This is a genomic window from Bradyrhizobium sp. MI1.7 (assembly GCF_055811795.1).
The window spans coordinates 1-18636 of record NZ_JBVVPO010000105.1 but is presented as its reverse complement, the minus strand read 5'-3'; the positions used below and the strand labels follow the sequence as shown (position 1 = coordinate 18636).

General features: G+C 64.3%; 15 protein-coding genes. 10 read left to right on the top strand and 5 right to left on the bottom strand.

All coding sequences use genetic code 11. The annotated features are described in order from the left end of the window. The first annotated feature begins 216 nt into the window (after positions 1–216). From AC0L3X_RS43645 to AC0L3X_RS43620, 6 genes are all read left to right on the top strand, one after another. Complete coding sequence (locus tag AC0L3X_RS43645; RefSeq protein WP_231145447.1) at positions 217–1932, top strand: type I secretion system permease/ATPase; 1716 nt, start codon at positions 217–219, stop codon at positions 1930–1932. After that, complete coding sequence (locus AC0L3X_RS43640) at positions 1929–3290, top strand: HlyD family type I secretion periplasmic adaptor subunit (RefSeq protein WP_063980241.1); 1362 nt, start codon at positions 1929–1931, stop codon at positions 3288–3290. Before AC0L3X_RS43645 ends, AC0L3X_RS43640 begins: the two co-directional genes overlap by 4 nt. Before the next feature lie 178 nt (positions 3291–3468). Continuing rightward, positions 3469–4551, top strand: a complete 1083-nt coding sequence (locus AC0L3X_RS43635) for a helix-turn-helix transcriptional regulator (RefSeq protein ID WP_283017902.1) — start codon at positions 3469–3471, stop codon at positions 4549–4551. Between the two features lie 29 nt (positions 4552–4580). Then, entirely contained in the window at positions 4581–5579 is a 999-nt protein-coding gene (locus AC0L3X_RS43630; RefSeq protein ID WP_084794912.1) for a M23 family metallopeptidase, read from the top strand. Positions 5580–5682: 103 nt separating this feature from the next. Further along, on the top strand, positions 5683–6498 hold the full coding sequence (gene dapB, locus AC0L3X_RS43625; RefSeq protein ID WP_028148808.1) for a 4-hydroxy-tetrahydrodipicolinate reductase: 816 nt from the start codon (positions 5683–5685) through the stop codon (positions 6496–6498). A gap of 106 nt (positions 6499–6604) precedes the next feature. Beyond that, positions 6605–7228, top strand: coding sequence for a 2,3-bisphosphoglycerate-dependent phosphoglycerate mutase (locus tag AC0L3X_RS43620; RefSeq protein WP_014490847.1), 624 nt, complete (start codon positions 6605–6607; stop codon positions 7226–7228). A 123-nt stretch (positions 7229–7351) separates the two neighbouring features. Here AC0L3X_RS43620 and AC0L3X_RS43615 read toward each other — a convergent pair whose 3' ends face one another. Together AC0L3X_RS43615 and AC0L3X_RS43610 are read right to left on the bottom strand one after the other, a co-directional pair. Further along, positions 7352–8248: a methylated-DNA--[protein]-cysteine S-methyltransferase gene (locus tag AC0L3X_RS43615; RefSeq protein WP_063980239.1), complete on the bottom strand. Its 897-nt coding sequence runs from the start codon at positions 8246–8248 to the stop codon at positions 7352–7354. Between the two features lie 55 nt (positions 8249–8303). Next, positions 8304–8837, bottom strand: a complete 534-nt coding sequence (locus AC0L3X_RS43610) for a DUF2244 domain-containing protein (RefSeq protein ID WP_063980238.1) — start codon at positions 8835–8837, stop codon at positions 8304–8306. Between the two features lie 22 nt (positions 8838–8859). Here AC0L3X_RS43610 and nth point away from each other — a divergent pair, with 22 nt between their 5' ends. From nth to AC0L3X_RS43595, 3 genes are read left to right on the top strand one after another with little or no spacing between them, the layout of a single operon-like run. Then, positions 8860–9627, top strand: a complete 768-nt coding sequence (nth, locus tag AC0L3X_RS43605) for an endonuclease III (RefSeq protein ID WP_063980237.1) — start codon at positions 8860–8862, stop codon at positions 9625–9627. Between the two features lie 57 nt (positions 9628–9684). Continuing rightward, positions 9685–10845, top strand: coding sequence for an HlyD family secretion protein (locus tag AC0L3X_RS43600; RefSeq protein WP_063980236.1), 1161 nt, complete (start codon positions 9685–9687; stop codon positions 10843–10845). Beyond that, positions 10832–12460, top strand: a complete 1629-nt coding sequence (locus AC0L3X_RS43595; protein WP_063980235.1) for an MFS transporter — start codon at positions 10832–10834, stop codon at positions 12458–12460. Before AC0L3X_RS43600 ends, AC0L3X_RS43595 begins: the two co-directional genes overlap by 14 nt. Before the next feature lie 6 nt (positions 12461–12466). On the opposite strand, the gene AC0L3X_RS43590 is transcribed toward AC0L3X_RS43595, so the two are convergent. The 3 genes from AC0L3X_RS43590 to AC0L3X_RS43580 form a co-directional block, all read right to left on the bottom strand. Beyond that, positions 12467–13207: a sulfate transporter family protein gene (locus AC0L3X_RS43590; RefSeq protein WP_063980234.1), complete on the bottom strand. Its 741-nt coding sequence runs from the start codon at positions 13205–13207 to the stop codon at positions 12467–12469. A 191-nt stretch (positions 13208–13398) separates the two neighbouring features. Further along, entirely contained in the window at positions 13399–15426 is a 2028-nt protein-coding gene (locus tag AC0L3X_RS43585; protein WP_231143743.1) for a S8 family serine peptidase, read from the bottom strand. A gap of 63 nt (positions 15427–15489) precedes the next feature. Beyond that, a complete protein-coding gene (locus AC0L3X_RS43580) occupies positions 15490–16662 on the bottom strand; it encodes a phosphorylase family protein (protein WP_063980232.1) in 1173 nt (390 codons plus the stop codon). A 287-nt stretch (positions 16663–16949) separates the two neighbouring features. Between AC0L3X_RS43580 and AC0L3X_RS43575 the strand changes: the two genes are divergently transcribed. Next, the gene (locus tag AC0L3X_RS43575; protein WP_063980231.1) at positions 16950–18593 is read left to right on the top strand and encodes a S53 family peptidase; all 1644 of its coding nucleotides are present in this window, start codon (positions 16950–16952) and stop codon (positions 18591–18593) included. The last annotated feature ends 43 nt before the right edge of the window (positions 18594–18636 follow it).

Genomic DNA, 18636 nt, shown 5'->3' with positions numbered 1-18636 from the left:
CCCGGGGTTGGCCACCCGGGGGGGCGCCACCCGTTTGGCGCCCTCCCCAAAAAAAAACCCGCCCCCGTTTTAACCGGCGGTCCCCCCCGCCCCCCCCCCCGTGGGGGGGGGGGGGGGCCCCGCCCCCCCCGCCCTCATTTCAGTCAGTGATAGTGCCGGCAAGTTATGTATTCGCGTAACCGTGGTGTGATCCCAGCATCTGGTCAGAGATTGCTGGTGGCCTTGATTCCGGGACGATTCGCATTGGTGTGGATCGTTTGTTTCAGCGTGTCCGTAAACCTGCTGCTGCTGGTCGTACCTTTCTATTCAATCGAAGTGTTCGACCGCGTGCTCAGCAGCGGAAGCGTCGAGACGCTTGTCGGCCTCACCGTCATCGCCGTCGGCGCTCTCGCCTTCAGCGCCGCCTTCGACACGTTTCGTAACCGCCTGTTGAGCCGGTTCGCGGTCGGGTTCGAGCACTGCCTCGCTCCGATCATCCTTGAAGGCAGCATCACCGGCGCGGCGCCGGGCGACGGCCGGCAGCACGATCTGGTCAAGCTTCGCGAGTTGAGAACTTTCCTGTCGAGCGGAACGGTCACATCGCTGATAGATGCTCCGTTCCTCCCGGTGTTTATTCTCATCCTGTTCTTCCTGCACCCCTGGTATGGCGTCATAGCCCTGATCGGGGTGGGGGTCCTGCTGGCGATGGGTGTTGCAAGCCACTGGATCGCGCGCGGGGAAATTGCGCAGGCTTCGCAAGCGGCGTTGAAGACGCAGGCGTTGCTCGATGGAATCGTCCGGCACTCCAGCGTGGTGCGGGCGATGGGCTGGACCCGGGGCGCCATCCGCGCGTTCATGAGCCTCAATGACGAAGCCCTGTCTCCGGTGGTGCGGGCCAGCGAACGCATCTACACGATTAGCGCCGCCGCGCGAATGGTCAGGACCATCCTGCAGATTGCCGCGATCGGCTGCGGTGCCTGGCTCGTGCTCCAGAACGAGGTGCTGTCCGGCAGTCTGATCGCGAGCTCGATCCTGATAGCGCGCACGTTGCAGCCCATGGAAGGGTTGGTCTCGGCCTGGCGCGCGTTGGCATCTGCGCAGGACGCGTGGACGCAAGTCTGCAACGCCGCGATGCCGGTGCTTGCGCGTCCGCGGAAGACGTTGCTTCCGCCGCCAGCCGGCATGCTCAAGGTAGAGCGGGTGACATTCCGGATTGGCGGGACGCAGCGTCCCATTCTCGCGGGCATATCCTTTCAATGCCGGCCGTCCGAGCTTGTCGTCGTGATCGGGCCGACCGGCGCCGGAAAATCCACATTGCTGCGCTTGATGGCAGGCCTCGATCGGCCGACCAGCGGTACGATCCGGTTGGACCACGCAGCACTCCATACCTGGGATCCCGACCAGCTTGGGCAATTCGTCGGCTATCTCCCCCAGGACGTGCAGCTCCTGGAAGGAACGGTGGCCGAAGCCATTGCCGGGTTTGATGAATACGCACGGGACGAGGCCATCGTCGCCGCGGCCATGCTCGCGCAGGCGCATGAGATGATCCTGTCCCTTCCGGCCGGCTACCAGACCGAGATCGGCCGCGACGGCTGCAGGCTATCCGGTGGCCAGCGTCAGCGCATTGGTCTTGCCCGCGCCTTCTTCGGCGATCGCAAATTGATCCTGCTGGATGAGCCCAATGCCAATCTCGACCCGGACGGCGAAGAAGCGTTGTGCTCCGCCATTCAATCGGCCAAAGCGCGCGGCGCGGCGTCGGTGATCGTCACCCACCGGCCGCGGCTGTTGACCATCGCCGATGCCGTGCTGCTGTTGAGGGACGGCAACCAGGTCGCCTTCGGACCGCCATATGACGTACTTCGCGCCCAGCGGCCGGCACCGGTACCGGGTTCGGCAGGGCTCCCGCGCAATGTCGAACCTCAGAGGTTGCCAGGCAGGAGGGTCATTCCATGACGCAGACCGGTCATGCCTCCGCGATGTCCGCGCCTGTTGCAGGTCCGTCGAAGACCTGGCCGACGGAGCAACCGCGATCCGACATGCGACGGATCATCGCATGGGGCTGTGTATTGCTCGTCCTGCAATTTTGCGGCTTCGGCTTGTGGGCAACCACGGTTCCGCTCCGCGGCGCCGTCGTGGCACCAGGATTCATCAAGGTCCATTCGAAGCGCAAGGCGGTGCAACATCTGGAAGGCGGAATCATCAAATCGATCTATGTCCGGGAGAACGATCACGTCGAAGCCGGTCAACTCATTGCACGGCTCGACACCGCGCAGATCGAAGGGAGCCTTGGTTCCCTCGAAACCAAGTTCTTTGCTGATCTGGCGATGGAGGCCCGGCTGGCGGCGGAGCAAGACGGTGCGAAGTCAATCCGGTTTCCGGACGAATTGCGGGAAAGTGCAACGCGTCTCTCCGCACGTATCGCCATTCAAACCCAGGAGGCCGAATTTGCCGCGCGACTGGCCGCGATTGAGAACGAGCGCAAGGTGATCGATCAGCAGATGCTGCAAAACGCGGACACCATCCGCGGCCTGCAGAGCAACACCCAAGGACTTGAACAGCAACTCAAGCTGTTGCGGGAAGAGATCGCCGACACGAGTTATCTCCTCGCAAAGGGCCTCGCCCGGAAACCACGTTTGCTGGCCTTGCAACGGGCCGAAGCCGAGGCCACCGGACAGGTCGATCGCAATGCCGCGTCAATCTCGGAGATGCAGGGCAAGATCGCGGAGTTGCAGGACAGACGCAGGCAACTGGGGTTCAACCAAAATCAGGATATCGCCAAGCAGCGGCATGCGACGAGCGAGGAGATCGGCGACCTCAGACATCGAATTGCCGCGTTGCGTGCCCAGCTTGTCCGGTCTGAATTGCGTGCCCCGGAAAGTGGAAGGATCGTCGGCCTCAACAGCAGGGACCTCAATGCCGTGCTTGGACCTCGGGAAACCCTTTTGGAAATCGTTCCGATGCAAGATCGGCTTGTCATCGAGGCGACATTGAAGCCTGCCGATCGGGAAGAGGTCTATGTCGGACAGATGGCGCGTGTGCGAGTTCACGCGCTGAACATTCGCCGCCGGCCGATGCTCGAGGGAAGGGTCGTCGGCGTTGCGGCAGACGCACTGACCGACACCCATTCCGGCGACAGCTCCTATTTGGCCGAGGTTGAGCTGGACCCCAACGCGCCGACGGCCTCCTACATCTCCACATTGATGCCTGGAATGCCTGTCGAGATATTTGTCGAGACGGGGGAACGAACCTTTGCGGAATATCTTTTGCAGCCGATGACGTTACGGATCAACCGTGCGTTCAGGGAGAATTAAGCGCTGGTAAGGGGTGGGCCGGCCTATGAGGGAGGCGACCGTGCATGAGTGCAGTAAGGCACTACCTTCCGCACAGGATGATTTTCGTTCCGATTGCGTCGAGCGCGCCTCGAAGCAAGGCAATGACGGATGCGGTCCGTCTGGGTCTTGTCCGGAGCCACGCCCGCAACAGGCCGCAATGGAATATTTCGCAAAGGCCATGGCGGAATTGCTCGGCTGCCGGAGCTGCTACGTAGCCATGCTATCCGCCTCCGGGCTGGAAGAAGCCAGGATCGGAGATGCTCCTGCCGATCCGTCATGCGCGGCGATGGTTGAGCGATTTGCGCGCAAGGGTACAGCCGAGGACGTCGCCTCGCTCGAGCCGATCAATTCCCGGACCTCCTTCGTCCGCAAGTTGATCGGCGCGGAACCCCCGGTAAAGAGTCATTCAGTCATTGGCAGGTTTGCTTCCGATGAGCGAACCACGGTCGTGTTCGTGGCCGGATGGCGACCGGCCGCGCTTGCGGCATCGGAGATTCCGGGCTTGGCGCATACCGTGCGCCCGTTATGGAAGGCTGCTCATTCACTTGCCCGGCAAGCGCCGGGGCAGGTCGATGCGCAACTCTGGCTCGAAGAGCTGACCTTTCCCGCCATCGTCGTGGACCAGGGCCTGCACATTTACGCAGTCAATCGTGGTGGACGCGTGCTGCTTGCCAAGCGCGAGTTGCTCAGGATGGAAGGAGGCAGGCTTGCTGGCTCATGCGCTTCCGTGACCGAGAGCTTGCGGGGGGCAATCGGGAAAGTGCTCATCGAGAGCGGGACTCATGGATGGTTCAACACTACGGTACCGCTTTCGACGGATCGTCAGCAGTTCGCCTTCGCCAAGATCGGCGCTGTTCCAACGCATGACAAGCTGGGACAGGCCCTCATCGTCGTGCCGCAATTCGATGACGTGCAGGGCGCGCACTGCATCGCATCTGCCTTTGGCTTGAACTGGGCTGAGGAAAGAATCGTCGCCCGGATTCTTCAATTCCAGTGCCCTCGCGATATTGGAGCCGAGCTTGGGCTGACCGAGGCAACGGTGCGAACCTACACCAAGAGGATCATGCTCAAACTGGGGATCAACCGACAGTCGGAGTTCTTTCTTCTGTATCATCTCACCCAATCGCCTTTTGGCGCTGGCAGGCGCGAGAACTGGGTGAGCCGGTCGGCCTCCGATTGTCGATTGGACGAAGAGGGTCCGATGAGATTGCGGACGGCCGGCAAGCATTCGCCTGAATGAGTACGGGGTTCTCCGCGATGTCGAGGCGCATGGGCAGCGCAGGTTTCCTCTACCGGATGTTCGCTGCCCTGGCATTGGCCGGGGCCGGCTTCCCTGCCCATGCCCAGAGCATTCAATTGGCGCTGCCGATTGCCTGCGAGCCTGGCCGCACCTGCTACATCCAGAATTACACGGATCTCGATCCGTCGCGGTCGGCGCGAGATTACAAATGCGGCACGCTGACTTATGACGACCACAACGGCACCGATTTTCGTTTGCCCTCACTGCCGGTGCAAAGGGCCGGCGTGGACGTGCGCGCGGCGGCAGGCGGCCGTATTCTTCGTACACGCAATGACGCGCCGGACGGCGCTTTCACAAAATCGGGACGCGAAGCGGTGCGCGAGGCCGAATGTGGCAATGGCGTCGTCATCGAACATCCGGAGCAGTGGGAAACCCAGTACTGCCACCTCGCCGCCGGCAGTGTGTCGGTCAAGCCTGGAGACAAGGTCGACCTAGGACAGCCGCTCGGCCGTGTCGGTCTCTCCGGCCTCACGGAGTATCCTCACCTGCATTTCACCGTGAGGCACAATGGCGCGGTGGTCGATCCCTTTGCGTACGGCGTTCGCCCCGAGTCTTGCGAGGGCGGTCAATCGCTCTGGCTTGCTGCCCTCCGCCCGAAACTCGAGTACCAGGAACGAGCCATCCTCAATGCGGGCTTTACGACGGGGCCGGTCACGATGGAACTCATCGAGGACGGCAGTGCCGAGAGCCAAAAGCCGTCCGCCGGTTCGATGGCGATCGTCGCGTTCGTGCGGGCTATCGGGCTGAAGGCGGGCGACGCGCAATGGCTGCTCATCAAGGATCCCCTCGACAACGTCATCGCGGAAAATCGGTCTGCACCACTTCAGGCCAACAAGGCGCAATTCATGCTCTTTGCGGGGAAGAAGCGACCTCCCGGGGGGTGGGAACGCGGCTCCTACAAGGCCACTTATGTTGTAGAGCGCGATGGCCAGGTCGTGCTCAGGAAAGACCTGGAGCTCATGCTCTAGCGTTGCATCTGTGCTTGGGGAGACCCGCGCCACGGGCCTTTTGAAGGCCTGATCGGTTGCCGGAACGGCCCGCTCCCGCTATAGGGCGTGGAGAGGGTGAACTATGTCCGATATGCGTTTGATTGTTGCCGGGGCAGGCGGCCGGATGGGCCGGGCGCTGGCACGAGCCATTGCCGACACTGAAGGCGCGGTGCTGGCGGGAGCCCTGGAGGCGCCCGGCTCGGAGCTGCTCGGCAAGGATGCCGGCGTACTCGCGGGCCTGCCTGCCAACGGCGTCAAACTCTCGGCCGACCTCTGGGCGATGTCGAAAGATGCCGACGGCATCCTGGATTTCACCGTGCCGGCCGCGACCATCGCCAATGTCGCGATCGCTGCCGAGCGCGGCATCGTGCACGTCATCGGCACCACCGGACTGTCGGCCTCCGACAACGCCGTGATCAAGAGCGTCACCAACCGTGCGGTCGTGGTGCAGTCGGGCAATATGAGCCTGGGCGTCAATCTGCTCGCCGCGGTGGTCAAGCGCGTCGCCAAGGCACTCGACGAGAGCTTCGACATCGAGGTCGTGGAAACCCACCACCGCATGAAGATCGATGCGCCCTCGGGCACTGCGCTGATGCTGGGCCAGGCCGCCGCCGCCGGCCGCGGCATCTCGCTCGATGAGCATTCGGATCGCGGCCGCGACGGCATCACCGGCGCGCGCAAGCCGGGCGACATCGGCTTTGCCTCCTTGCGCGGCGGCACCGTTGCCGGCGAGCACAGCGTGACCTTTCTTGGTCCGTTCGAACGCCTGACGCTGTCGCATCTCGCCGAAGACCGCATGCTGTTCGCACACGGCGCGCTCAAGGCGGCGCTGTGGGCGCATGGCAAGAAGCCGGGGCACTACTCCATGGCCGACGTGCTCGGTCTCGCAGACATCTGAGCGAGCCGGAGCATGAACCGGACCCGAAGGGCCGCGTTAGCGCAAGACGTGAAGCGGCTTTCCGCCAAGATCATTCCTCAACAATAACCTGAATGGAAAGCAGTCAATGAGCGAACGTCTCCTCGTGCTCGTGCGCCACGGTCAGAGCGAGTGGAATCTGAAGAACCTGTTCACGGGCTGGAAGGATCCTGATCTCACCGAGCTCGGCGTGAAGGAAGCCACGGAAGCCGGCCGCAAGCTGAAGGCGCAGGGCCTCGTGTTCGACGTCGCCTACACCTCGGTCTTGACGCGCGCGCAGCACACGCTCGATCTCATTCTCGGCGAGCTCGACCAGAAGGGCCTGCCGACCTCCAAAGACCTCGCGCTGAACGAGCGCGACTATGGCGATCTCTCCGGCCTCAACAAGGACGACGCCCGCAAGAAATGGGGCGAGGACCAGGTGCTGATCTGGCGCCGCTCATACGATGTGCCGCCGCCCGGCGGCGAAAGCCTGAAGGATACGCTGGCGCGCGCGCTGCCCTACTACGTGCAGGAGATCCTGCCCGGCGTGCTCAACGGCAAGCGCACGCTGGTCGCCGCCCACGGCAACTCGCTGCGCGCGCTGATCATGGTGCTGGAAAAGCTCTCGCCCGAAGGCATTTTGAAGCGCGAGCTCGCGACCGGTGTGCCGATCATCTACCGGCTCAACGCGGATTCGACGGTGGCCTCGAAGCTGGATCTGGCGGGCTGAGCTTCGCCACAAGCGCGGAGTCGTAGGGTGGGCAAAGCGTAGCGTGCCCACCATGTGTCAGCGATCGCGGAAGAATGGTGGGCACGGCGCTATGCGCCTTTGCCCACCCTACGGAAGCGGGGCCTACTGCATCCCCAGCTGCCCGGCCTCCCAGCCCAGCATCGCCTGCTTGCGGGTGATGCCCCAGTGATAGCCGGTGAGCGTGCCGCTCTTGCCGAGCGCGCGGTGGCAGGGCACAACGAACGAGACCGGGTTCTTGCCGACCGCAGCGCCGACGGCGCGTGAGGCCTTCGGGCTGTTGATGTTGCAGGCGATGTCGGAATAGGACACCGCGCGACCCATCGGGATCTTCAGCAGCGTCTCCCACACCCGTACCTCGAAATCGGTGCCGATCATCACCACGCGCAACGGCTGGTCCGGCCGCCACAGCCTGGTGTCGAAGATGCGCTGTGCGAGCGGTGCGGTGCCTTCGTGATCCTCGACGTAAGTTGCGTTGCGCCATCGCCGCGTCATGTCGGCGAGCGCGACCTTCTCCTCACCGGGATCGGCGAACGCAAGGCCTGACAGGCCGCGGTCGGTGGCGATCACGATCGCCGTGCCGAACGGCGAGGGATGGAAGCCGTAGCGCAGCGTCAGGCCCGCGCCGCCGTTCTTCCATTCGCCGGGCGACATCGCTTCATGGGTGACGAAGAGATCGTGCAGCCGGCCCGGTCCTGAAAGACCTGAATCGAGCGCGGCATCGAGGATGCTCGCGGAGTCCCGCAACAGTCCCTTGGCGTGATCGAGCGTCAGCGCCTGCATGAACGCCTTCGGCGTGATCGAGGCCCAGCGGCGGAACAGATGGTGCAGCTCATCCGGCGTGACGCCCGCCGCATCGGCCATCGCTTCGATGGCCGGCTGGGTGCGCCAGTTCTCCGAGATGAACGCGATCGCCCGGCGCACGGAGTCGTAATCGCGCAACGCGGCGTTCTGGGAGCCCGGCTTGGCCAGGCGCTGGTCATTTATGGCGAGTGTCATCATGACTGGAAATGTAGGCGTGGCGCCGGGCCGAAACCACCCGATTTCCGATTCGGAGTCAGGAGACCGGGTTGTAGGTCGGGCCGCGCTTGGCGGCGTTCAGGGCCTCAACCAAGCCTTTGTAAAAACTTGCCTTTTCGTCCGGGCCGAGGAAGCGGGCGATCTGGATCTGATGGCCGCGCGAGATCAAATAGAGATGCTCGATGCCAAAATCCTCGTCGACCTCCATATCGAGGCGGACCCAGAGCGGATTGAACGTCCATTCGGCGACCTGGCCGCGATGACTGACGCGCCGCACCCGCAGTTCGGACGCCGTGACCGAAATCTCCTCGCGCGCCCGCGCGCTGCGGAAATTGGCCTTGAAGGCCCACCAGATCACCAGCACGTCGAGGCCGAAGAAGCCGAACACCGGCCACGCACCCATCATCAGGAAGGCGAGGCCGGTGGCAAAGCTCACCACGCTCAGGAACAGCATCACGGCGAGGAAGCCGGTGCGGTTCAGCGAGCGGTGCGGCGTCAGGAGCGCGGAGAAGATCTGAGGGTCCGTCTCGCTTTCAGATCGCCCGCGCTCAATTTCGTTGCCTGTGCTCATCGTCCCTCAGTATATCCGGATCATGGCGAAAATCACCCGCAAGCCGGCCCCGCGCAAAGCGTCCGTGCCGAAGAAAAAGGCAAAGGCGATAGTTGCGAAGCCGAGGGCTCCCGCCAGGAAATCGCTCAAGGCCGCAAGACCCAATTCTACCAAACCTTGGACGCCGGCCGAGATCCACGAGGTCTTCAGCCGTTTCCGCAAGGCCAATTCGGAGCCGAAAGGCGAGCTCGAGCACGTCAATCCCTTCACGCTGCTGGTCGCCGTGGTGCTGTCGGCGCAGGCCACCGATGCCGGGGTCAACAAGGCGACGCGCGCCTTGTTCGAGATCGCCGACACGCCGCAGAAGATGCTCGACGTCGGCGAGGAACGCTTGCGCGAATACATCAAGACCATCGGCCTCTATCGCACCAAGGCCAGGAACGTGATTGCGCTATCGGCAAAGGTGCTCAGCGAATTCGGCGGCGAGGTGCCGCGCACGCGCGCCGGGATCGAATCCCTGCCAGGCGCCGGGCGCAAGACCGCCAACGTGGTGCTCAACATGGCCTTCGGCGAGCACACCATGGCGGTGGACACGCATGTGTTTCGCGTCGGCAACCGCACCGGGATGGCGCCCGGCAAGACGCCGCTCGAAGTCGAGCTTGGTCTCGAAAAGGTGATCCCGGCCGAGTTCATGTTGCACGCCCATCATTGGCTGATCCTGCATGGCCGCTATACTTGCCTCGCCCGCAAGCCGCGCTGTGAGGTGTGTCTGATCAACGATCTCTGCCGATGGCCGGAGAAGACGGTCTGAGGTGGCGCCGTCGTTTCGGGGGGGCGATGTGAAGCAAGCCGGTTTTGGGGGCATGTCGTGAGTCAGCAAGAACAAATCTCATCGCCATTGCCATCGCCATCGCCACCGCCACCGCCGGCCGCGGCACCGGCTCCGCCGCCGAAGCCGACGCAGCGGCCGGCGAGCTCGCTCTGGGGCCGGCTCGCGATCCCCCTGTTCGCCGTGATCGTCGCGCTCGCCTTCGTGGCACTGGCGACGCTGCGCTTCGACGAATGGGTCGGCAACGCCGTGGTCCAGACCACCAACGACGCCTATGTGCGCGCCGATCTGACGCGGCTTGCAAGCCGCGTCTCCGGCGAAGTGCTGACCGTCGGGGTCTCCGACTTCCAGCGCGTCAAGGCCGGCGATCTCCTGATCCAGATCGATCCCGCCGACTACCAGGCCCAGGTCGCGCAGTCCGAGGCCGCTGTCGCCGCCGCGCAGGCCGTGCTCGACAATCTGAGCAACCAGGTCGAGCTGCAATATGCGACCATCGCGCAGGCGCAGGCCGCGCAGCTGTCAGCGGAAGCGTTGGAGGTCGAGGCCCGGCAGGAGCAGGATCGCCAGAAATCCCTGACGCAGACGGAAGCCGGCACGCGGCAGCGGCTGGAACAGGCCGTCGCGGGCTACGCGAAGGCGCAGGCCGACGTGCGTGCCAGTCGCGCCGTCATCGCCGCGCAGCAGCATCAACTCGAAGTTCTGCAGGGCACCAAGAAGCAGCGCGCCGCCGATGTCGCGGCGGCCAAGGCGACGCTGGCGAGCGCGAAGCTGAAGCTCGGCTATACCAGGATCACCGCGCCGTTCGACGGCGTCGTCGGCGAGCGCCAGGTGCAGCCCGGCGACTACGTCAACATCGGCACCAACCTCATCAATGTGGTGCCGCTGCCGAAGGTCTACGTGATCGCGAATTACAAGGAGACCCAGCTCACGCATGTCGCGCCGGGCCAGCCGGTCGAGATCACCGTCGATGGCTTCCCGCGCGAGAAGCTGCGCGGCAAGGTCGAGCGCATTGCCCCCGCGACCGGCGCGCAGGTGGCCCTGCTGCCGCCGGACAATGCGACCGGCAATTTCACCAAAGTCGTGCAGCGCATTCCCGTGCGCATCCAGTTCGACGACAACCAGCCGCTGCTGGCGCGGCTGGTGCCGGGCATGTCGGTCGTCACCAGCATCGACACGAAGGCCGCGAATGGCGGAAAATGACGATGCCGGCCGCGGGCCTCTCTCGCGCGGCGGCATCGCGCCACAGCCGTTGTTTGCCGTGGCGGCGGTGCTGCTCGGCTCGTTCCTCGCCAATTTCGACAGCCGGCTGACCACGGTCGGTCTGCCGGACCTGCGCGGTGCGTTCTCGCTCTCGTTTGACGAGGGCGCCTGGCTTTCGACCGCCGGCATCGGCTCGCAGATCCTGATTGCGCCGGCGGTGGCGTGGCTCGCGACGGTGTTCGGCCTGCGCCGCGTGCTCGGCATCCCGAGCCTCGTCTACGCCGCGGTGTCGCTGATCATTCCCTTCGTGCACGATTATCCGACGCTGCTCGCGCTCAGCGTCGTTCATGGCCTGCTGCTCGGCACCTTCGTGCCTGCGACGCTCATGATCGTGTTACGAAACCTGCCGATCCGATGGTGGGTGCCGGCGATCTCGCTCTATTCGATCCGGGTCGGCTTTGCGCTGGATACGTCGAGCTCCCTGGTCGGCTTCTATGTCGACCATCTCGGCTGGCAATGGATGTACTGGCAGAGCGTCGTGATCGCGCCCTTGATGGGCCTGATGGTTTATCTGGGCACGCCGAGCGAGCCGGTGAACCGCACGCTGCTGCGCGAGGCCGATTGGGGCGGCATGCTGCTGCTCGGCGCCGCGGTCTCGATGATCTATGCCGGCCTCGACCAGGGCAATCGCCTGGACTGGCTCGGCTCGGGGACGGTGATGGCGCTGCTCGTCAGCGGTGTGGTGCTGTTCGCAGGCTTCCTCGTCAACGAGTCGCTGGTGCGACAGCCCTGGGCGCATGTCAACGTGCTGTTCTCGCGCAATGTCGGGTTGGGGCTGATCTTGATCCTGCTCTACACGCTGACCAGCCTCTCCAACTCGTCGCTGGTGCCGAACTTCCTCGGCAATGTCGTTCTGCTCAGGCCGGAGCAGAGCGGGATGTTGCTGCTCACCTATGGCGCGCTGCCGATGTTCGTGCTGGTGCCGATCTCGATCTGGCTGCTGCGGCATTTCGATACGCGGCTTGTCGTGGTGCTGGGCTTTGCCTGCTTTGCCGCGGCCAATCTCTGGGGCACGCAGCTCAGCCATGTCTGGGCGCGCGAGGATTTTGTCGGCATCGTGCTGCTCCAGGCGATCGGGCAGTCGCTGCTCCTGCTGCCGATCATCATCACGCTGCTGTCGAACGCCGATCCGAGCCGCGCCACCTCCTTTGCCGCCTACATCCAGATCATGCGGCTCGGCGGCGCGGAGATCGGCATCGCGCTGATGGGAACGTGGCTGCGCGTGCGCGAGCAGGTCCATTCCTTCTATCTCGGCCAGGACCTTGTGGTCGGCAATGCCGACGTGGTGGGTAGGCTCAAGCAGCTCGCCGATTACTTCGCGGCCCATGGCACCGGAATGGCGCAGGCGCGCGCGGTCGGCACGCTCGCGGGCCTGGTGCAGCGCGAAGCCAATGTGCTCGCCTATATCGACGGCTTCTGGCTGTGCTTCTGGCTAGCGATGGTCGCGCTCGGCGTCGTCGCGCTGATCACCCGGGCGCCACCGGGCCCGTTCACGCCGGCGCCGTTCGGTTTCGCCAAGATGCTGCTGCGCAAATGCGGGGTGCAAGTGAACTGAGAGGCCTCACCGCATCTGCCGCGCCGGCTCGATCAGCTCGGGCCGCGGCCCCGACAGGCGCTTGTGCATGTGGACCATGAACGCCATGCCGAAGATCGGCGTCGCCAGATTGACGATCGGGATCGAGACGAAGGCCGCAATGAAAAGGCCGGCGGTGAAGATGGTCGCGGCGTTGTCGCGCCGCATCGCCCTGGCCTCCTCCGGCGAACGGAAGCGCATCGCGGCGAGCTCGAAATATTCGCGCCCGAGCAGCCAGGCGGCGGCGACGAAGAAGATCAGGAATCCGGCACCAGCGAACAGGACCAGCGGCAACGCCACCAGATAGACCACGATCGTCAGCAGCGCGGTCTTGACGCCCTCGTAGATCGCCTGGCTGAACGGCAGCGCAGCGCCCGGCCGCTCGGCGGGATAGTGCTCGCGCTCGACGATGTCGGCGACGTCGTCGACGAACAGGCTCGCCACCAGCGAGGTGATCGCAGGCATCAGGAACACACCGCCGAACACGACGCCGAGGCCCGCCGTGATCGAGACGATCCAGGCGAGGACCTCGAGCGAGGAATGCCAGCTCGGCCCGAGCAGGCCTTCCAGCCAGACCTCACCATAGGTCGCAAACCAGCTCAGCAGCCGCTGCAAGCCGATCGCCAGCACGATGATCAGGACCAGTGCAAGCCCGATCGATCGCCACAGGATCGAGCGCATCGGCGGCGAGATCAATTGCGACAGCGCCTTTACGGCGGCATCCAGCATCGGAGTACCTCTCAGCAAAACCACCCGCGAGAGGTAGACATGCGCGGAAGGTTCGACAAGAGGTCGAGCTTTCCGGGACAGATTGCCGCGCCTGGAGCTTGGGTTCTGAGTGAATCAGAACGGAAGCTCAAGGCGCTTGTTTTGACGCGTTTTCTTCGCGCGAACCGGCAGCCACTTCGCTTGAAGACGCTCTAGCTCACCCTGATGACGAGGGCATAGTTCTGCGGCGCGACGGCGATGGAATGAGCGATGACCGATATCACCGCTTCGCCGGCCGGCAGATTTTCGAAGATGACCTGCTCCACATTGTTCCGGCGGTCGAAGTCCTTCGAGCCGGCCGGCATGTTGCCATGGCGTTCCTGCTTGTTGGCCACCACGACGAGATCGAGGTCGCTTTGCAGGCCTTCGCCGGGCGGATCGGTCCAGACCAGCGTGACCTTCAGGCGGCTGCTTCCCGCCGGTATCGTGACCGTGCGGTCTTCGCGGTCGCCGGCGTCCAGCTTCTTCTTCTCGTCGAAGAACTGCAGCTCTTCGCTCGTGGCATGGGGGCCGACCACCGCTTGAACGTCGACCCGGCCGAAGCCCTGGCTGTTGCTCGCGACGGACCCCGCCTCCGACGGATGGTATTGTCCGGCGAGACTGCGCGCTCCGTTGATGATGAGCGCCTTGAGCAGTGCGGCGCTCGGCGACTTCAGTCCCTGGCTTTTCCTCAGGAACGCCCGGATCACCGCGACGGACCCGGCCACCAGCGGCGTCGCCATGCTGGTGCCGCCTTCGAACATGTAGAGCGGATCTTGCGAGAGCTTCCATCCCTTCGATTTCGTGGCGCGGGATCGGGTTGACAGAATGAAGGATCCCGGCGCCACGACGTCGGGCTTGATGCGTTCGTCGTTGGTGGGTCCGCGGCTGCTGAACGCCACCATCCCTTCGGGATTGTTGGCCACACGATCGGAGCTGATCGGCGTGGCCGGAAAATCGTCTGGCCATGCCCTGCCGTAGGTCATGGCCTCGCTGGGACGATTGTTCTCGCAGGCGCCGATGGTGAGGCAGTTCTTGGCCGTACCCGGCGGCGTCACGGAGTTGGGGTCGACCTGGCCATTGCCATCCTTGTCGCTACCCTCATTTCCGGCGGCGAAGCAGATCAGCATGTCGCGGTGCGCGTAGACGAACGTGTCGAGCTCGTTGGCCTGGGAGTCATACACGCCGAAATTTCCGACGCTGCCCCAGGAGTTGGAATGGATTCGCGCCTTGTCCGTCTTGTAGGGCGGGCCGAACAGCGCATCGAGGCTGTCGGGCAGGCCGCCGAGATTGCCGTCGCTGTCGAGCACGGATTGCAGAACCAGCTTGGCACCGGGAGCCGTGCCGCGGATCGGGCCGTCGCTTTTCGATACGCCGTCGCCGAGAGCGGAACCCGCGACATGGGTGCCGTGACCATCAGGATCGTCTTTGCGCCCGGGCCGGCCGAGCGCGTAGAGCTTCTTGACGCGCCCCTTGAAAGCCGGGTGCGTGTTCGTGGTCGATCCCTTGTCGAAACCGGTATCGGCGATCGCGATGATCTCGCCCGCGCCTTCGCCGCCATTGCTCGGCGTCGCCGCGGGAACGCGAAGAATGCCCCGCGCGATGTTGTTGAGCAGCTTGCGGGGAAAGACCTTCTCGACGCTGCGCACCTCGTCGAGCGCCGCGACGTCGGCAAGACGGCGCATCTTCAGCGTCACACGCACCTTGGCCGTGCCCGGGACGACGTCGTCGAGCTGCACATGCGCCGCTTCCGCAATCTTCTTTGCGGCGGCCTTCACGCCGACATTGCGGTGGAGCATGACGTCGACGGTCACGCTGGTGCGGTCGAGCGCCGCCGGCTTTGCCGCAAGCGCGCGCGCCGCGGCGACGCCTCCGGGTTGGGTGTCCAGGTTGCGCAGCGCCGGCGCGATCTTCACGATGCCCGGGTAGAGGTCTGCCCATGTCACGAACGGAAGTTTCCGCACCTTGTCGAGCCCGGCCGCCGGAAAGTGACAGATGACGGCGCTGCCCGGGACGGCTTCCAGGATCTCGGCGCCGGCCTTGGCGAGCTGCCCTCTGCGCTCGGCGTTGAGCGGCTGGTTGGTCTGCACGATGATGTAGTCGGATTCCTTCGCATTCGCATGATCCAGCGACAGCGCGGCGCGTTCCGCGTGCGGAGCCGAAGGATCGATCGTGATGCCGTTGATCGTGATCTGCGCCATGGCCGTTCCACTTTCCCTGATTGATCGCCCGTCCTTTGTCGTCTGTGCTGGCCGGATCGCTCGCTACGGCTCCGCCGCGATGCTGGCCCAGCAGGTGATGGCGCTACAGACCGTGCTCCAGCGGCCGAACCCCTTGTAGATCTGGGCCGCGATCTGCTCCTGCTGCTGCAGGGTGCCTTCGGCCTTGATCTGCGGATCGGAGACGTTGCGGATCGCGAGCCAGCGCGGTGCCTTCTCGCCCATCTCCTGCGCGACTAGGCCAAGGATGGCATCGCCCATCTCGGAGACGTCGCCGAGCCCCTGGAGATGGAAGTGGTCGTCCGAGGTGTCGAAGCCGAAGAAGTCGGTGGTGACCACGGAGGAGGACAGGCCGCTCGGCTTCACGACGAAGATCTTCGGCGCCCTTGTATTGTCCTTCGGCAATTGCCCGGCATTGGCCTTGAACAGCGTCTTGGCCTGCGCGAACTTCTTCGTCACGGCGGATCGGCTGGAAAAATGCTCCTGCGCGAATGGCTGCTTCTTGAACTTCGATAGGCAGTCGAAGCGAACGATCGGACTGACGACGACGTCGCCGACCTCGAATTCCTTGCCGATGCCGCCCGCCGTACCGGTGGTGATCACGAGACTCGGCTGCACCTCGGTGATGATCTGGCGCCAGACGTCGATGTTCGGCAGCTGCGGGCCGTCCTGCGACATGTGCGAATCGGATTTGAAGATGACGACCTTCTTCTTGCCGATCGTGGTGGTCCAGTAGGTGCCGAGCCGTTTCAGCTCCTTGGCCGGACAGCCGTTGCGCATCTTCTTGGAGATGGCCGCGTAATTATGCGTATAGGGTACGTAATCGTTGCGGGAGTCCTTGCCCGGCGTCAGCACGCGGCTGAGGGCGTGGCCCTCGTCGACGGTCCAGGTCACGACCAGCACGTCGGCGCGCGGTAGCGGTCCCTTGCCGTTGCCCTTCGGCTTCGGCCCGGTTTGCGGCGCCAGCCCCTTCGGCCAGGCAATGTCGGTGAAGCGCGACAGCCCGGTCGAGGTCGAGAAGGCCATGAACTCGCGGCCCTCGCTCGACTCGGAATCGAAATCGATGATCTCGCGCCGAAAGTCTTCGGTCGTGACCTTCGCGGATTTCTTCACCGCGCCCTTGGCCACGCGTTTCACCGCGAAGGTGTCGGGCGGGGGCGGCGTCGTGATCGGATCGAAACCGAGATTTCTCTCAACCCATTTGCGGTCAGCACGCATCGCATTGTCTCCGCCAAATTGATTTCCAGACGTCTGATTTCGACAAACGTCTTCCGTTGGTCGGCCAGACAAGCCAACGGTTGCAATTTTAAATCGAAATCCTTGTCGTCGAATGGTCGTGAATATTGACCGATTCCGTGCCGATCTGAGCCAGTCGGATGTTGCCCCTGCCAAACAAGAGGTTTTCTGAAAAAATATCGTTCAAATGCCTGAACCAATTTGGGTTTGAGATTACACCTATAGTTGAGGTGCGACAATCTGCCTTCCAATCACAAACGGAGGAAGTCATGGCAAGCTCGACCACGCGCGTGACGCTGGCGAACAGCGCACGGAAATTGCCGAAGGGGGCCAAGCTCGTCGGCGCGGCCGATCCCAAGCAGGAAATCGAGATCAGCGTTCGCCTGCGCGCGAAGCGTGCCGACGATGAGCAGGTGATGACGCTCGGCGCGCAACCGCCGCGCGAGCGGCAGTATCTCTCGCGTGCCGAGTTCGGCGCAGAGATGGGCGCGGATACCGCCGACGTCGCCAAGATCGACGATTTCGCGCATCACCACGATCTCAACGTCAAGAGCGTGCATCTGGCGTCCCGCACCGTGAAGCTGACCGGGACGGTGAAGGCCATGAGCGCAGCCTTCGGCGTCAAGCTCAACAAGGTCAGATACGAGGGCGCGACCCATCGCATGCGTAAAGGCAGCGTGCAGATCCCGGCCGAGCTCGCAGGTATCGTGGTCGGCGTGCACGGCCTGGACAACCGGCCGGTGGCGCAACCCCACTTCCGCCGCAAGCTGCCGCAGAAGGGCGCAGCCGCACGCGCCGCGCAGGGCGGCAGCTTCTCGGTCGATCAGATCGCCCAGCTCTACAATTTCCCCGGCGGCGAGACCGGCGCCGGCCAGTGCATCGCCATCATCGAGCTCAACGACATCGACCAGAAGGGCCATCCCACGGGCGCCGGCTACAAAACGTCAGACCTGCGCACCTTCTTCAAGAAGGCGGGCATCCCGATGCCGAAGATCGCACCCGCGAGCGTCGACGGCGGCGCCAACAAGCCCGGCCATTCGGACGCCGACGGCGAGGTCGTGCTCGACATCGAGGTGGCCGGTGCGATCGCGCCCGGCGCCAGGATCGTGGTCTATTTCGCGCCCAACACCACCAACGGCTTCATCGATGCGGTCAAGGCCGCCGTCCACGACACCGCGCGAAAACCTTCGGTGATCTCGATCAGCTGGGGCGGGCCGGAAGACCAGGAAGGCTCGCAGCAATTCGTCGACGGCCTGAACGAGGCGATCCGCGACGCCGCCGCGATGGGCGTCACCGTCTGCGTTGCCTCCGGCGACAATGGTTCGGCTGACATGGGCGCGGACTGGGACGGCAAGCCACATGCAGATTTCCCGGCCTCGAGCCCGTTTGCACTCGCCTGCGGCGGCACCAATCTGAAGGCGCCGAACGGCGATATCAACGAAGTGGTCTGGAACGGCGGGCCGCAGGGCGGCGCAGGCGGCGGCGGTGTCAGCGTCGTGTTCCCGCGGCCGCAATACCAGGCCCAGGCCCATGTGCCGAAATCACCGACGCATCACAACGGCCGCGGGGTGCCCGATGTTGCCGGCGATGCCGATCCCGCGACCGGCTACCAGATCTTCCTCAACGGCGTCGGCACCACCATCGGCGGCACAAGTGCCGTGGCGCCGCTGATGGCGGGGTTGATCGCCCGCATCAACGAGGCGACGACGAAGAAATTCGGCAAGACCGTCGGCTTCATCAACCCGCTGATCTACGCCGCGCACACGCAAGGCGTGTTCCGCGACATCACGGTCGGCAACAATGACATCACCGGCGATTTGCACGGCATGTACAAGGCCGGCCCCGGCTGGGACGCCTGCTCAGGCCTCGGCGTCCCCAACGGCGAAGCGCTGCAGAATTTACTCTCGGCGTGAGGTTTGTCGTCGCCTCTCCCCGCGTGCGGGGAGAGGGTCGGGG

Bases quoted from the DNA above. Each gene is read 5' to 3' on its own strand.
- AC0L3X_RS43640 (WP_063980241.1), top strand. From the start codon at position 1,929: ATGACGCAGACCGGTCATGCCTCCGCGATGTCCGCGCCTGTTGCAGGT.
- AC0L3X_RS43635 (WP_283017902.1), top strand. From the start codon at position 3,469: ATGGAATATTTCGCAAAGGCCATGGCGGAATTGCTCGGCTGCCGGAGC.
- AC0L3X_RS43630 (WP_084794912.1), top strand. From the start codon at position 4,581: ATGGGCAGCGCAGGTTTCCTCTACCGGATGTTCGCTGCCCTGGCATTG.
- dapB (WP_028148808.1), top strand. From the start codon at position 5,683: ATGTCCGATATGCGTTTGATTGTTGCCGGGGCAGGCGGCCGGATGGGC.
- AC0L3X_RS43620 (WP_014490847.1), top strand. From the start codon at position 6,605: ATGAGCGAACGTCTCCTCGTGCTCGTGCGCCACGGTCAGAGCGAGTGG.
- AC0L3X_RS43615 (WP_063980239.1), bottom strand. From the start codon at position 8,248: ATGATGACACTCGCCATAAATGACCAGCGCCTGGCCAAGCCGGGCTCC.
- AC0L3X_RS43610 (WP_063980238.1), bottom strand. From the start codon at position 8,837: ATGAGCACAGGCAACGAAATTGAGCGCGGGCGATCTGAAAGCGAGACG.
- nth (WP_063980237.1), top strand. From the start codon at position 8,860: ATGGCGAAAATCACCCGCAAGCCGGCCCCGCGCAAAGCGTCCGTGCCG.
- AC0L3X_RS43595 (WP_063980235.1), top strand. From the start codon at position 10,832: ATGGCGGAAAATGACGATGCCGGCCGCGGGCCTCTCTCGCGCGGCGGC.
- AC0L3X_RS43590 (WP_063980234.1), bottom strand. From the start codon at position 13,207: ATGCTGGATGCCGCCGTAAAGGCGCTGTCGCAATTGATCTCGCCGCCG.
- AC0L3X_RS43585 (WP_231143743.1), bottom strand. From the start codon at position 15,426: ATGGCGCAGATCACGATCAACGGCATCACGATCGATCCTTCGGCTCCG.
- AC0L3X_RS43580 (WP_063980232.1), bottom strand. From the start codon at position 16,662: ATGCGTGCTGACCGCAAATGGGTTGAGAGAAATCTCGGTTTCGATCCG.
- AC0L3X_RS43575 (WP_063980231.1), top strand. From the start codon at position 16,950: ATGGCAAGCTCGACCACGCGCGTGACGCTGGCGAACAGCGCACGGAAA.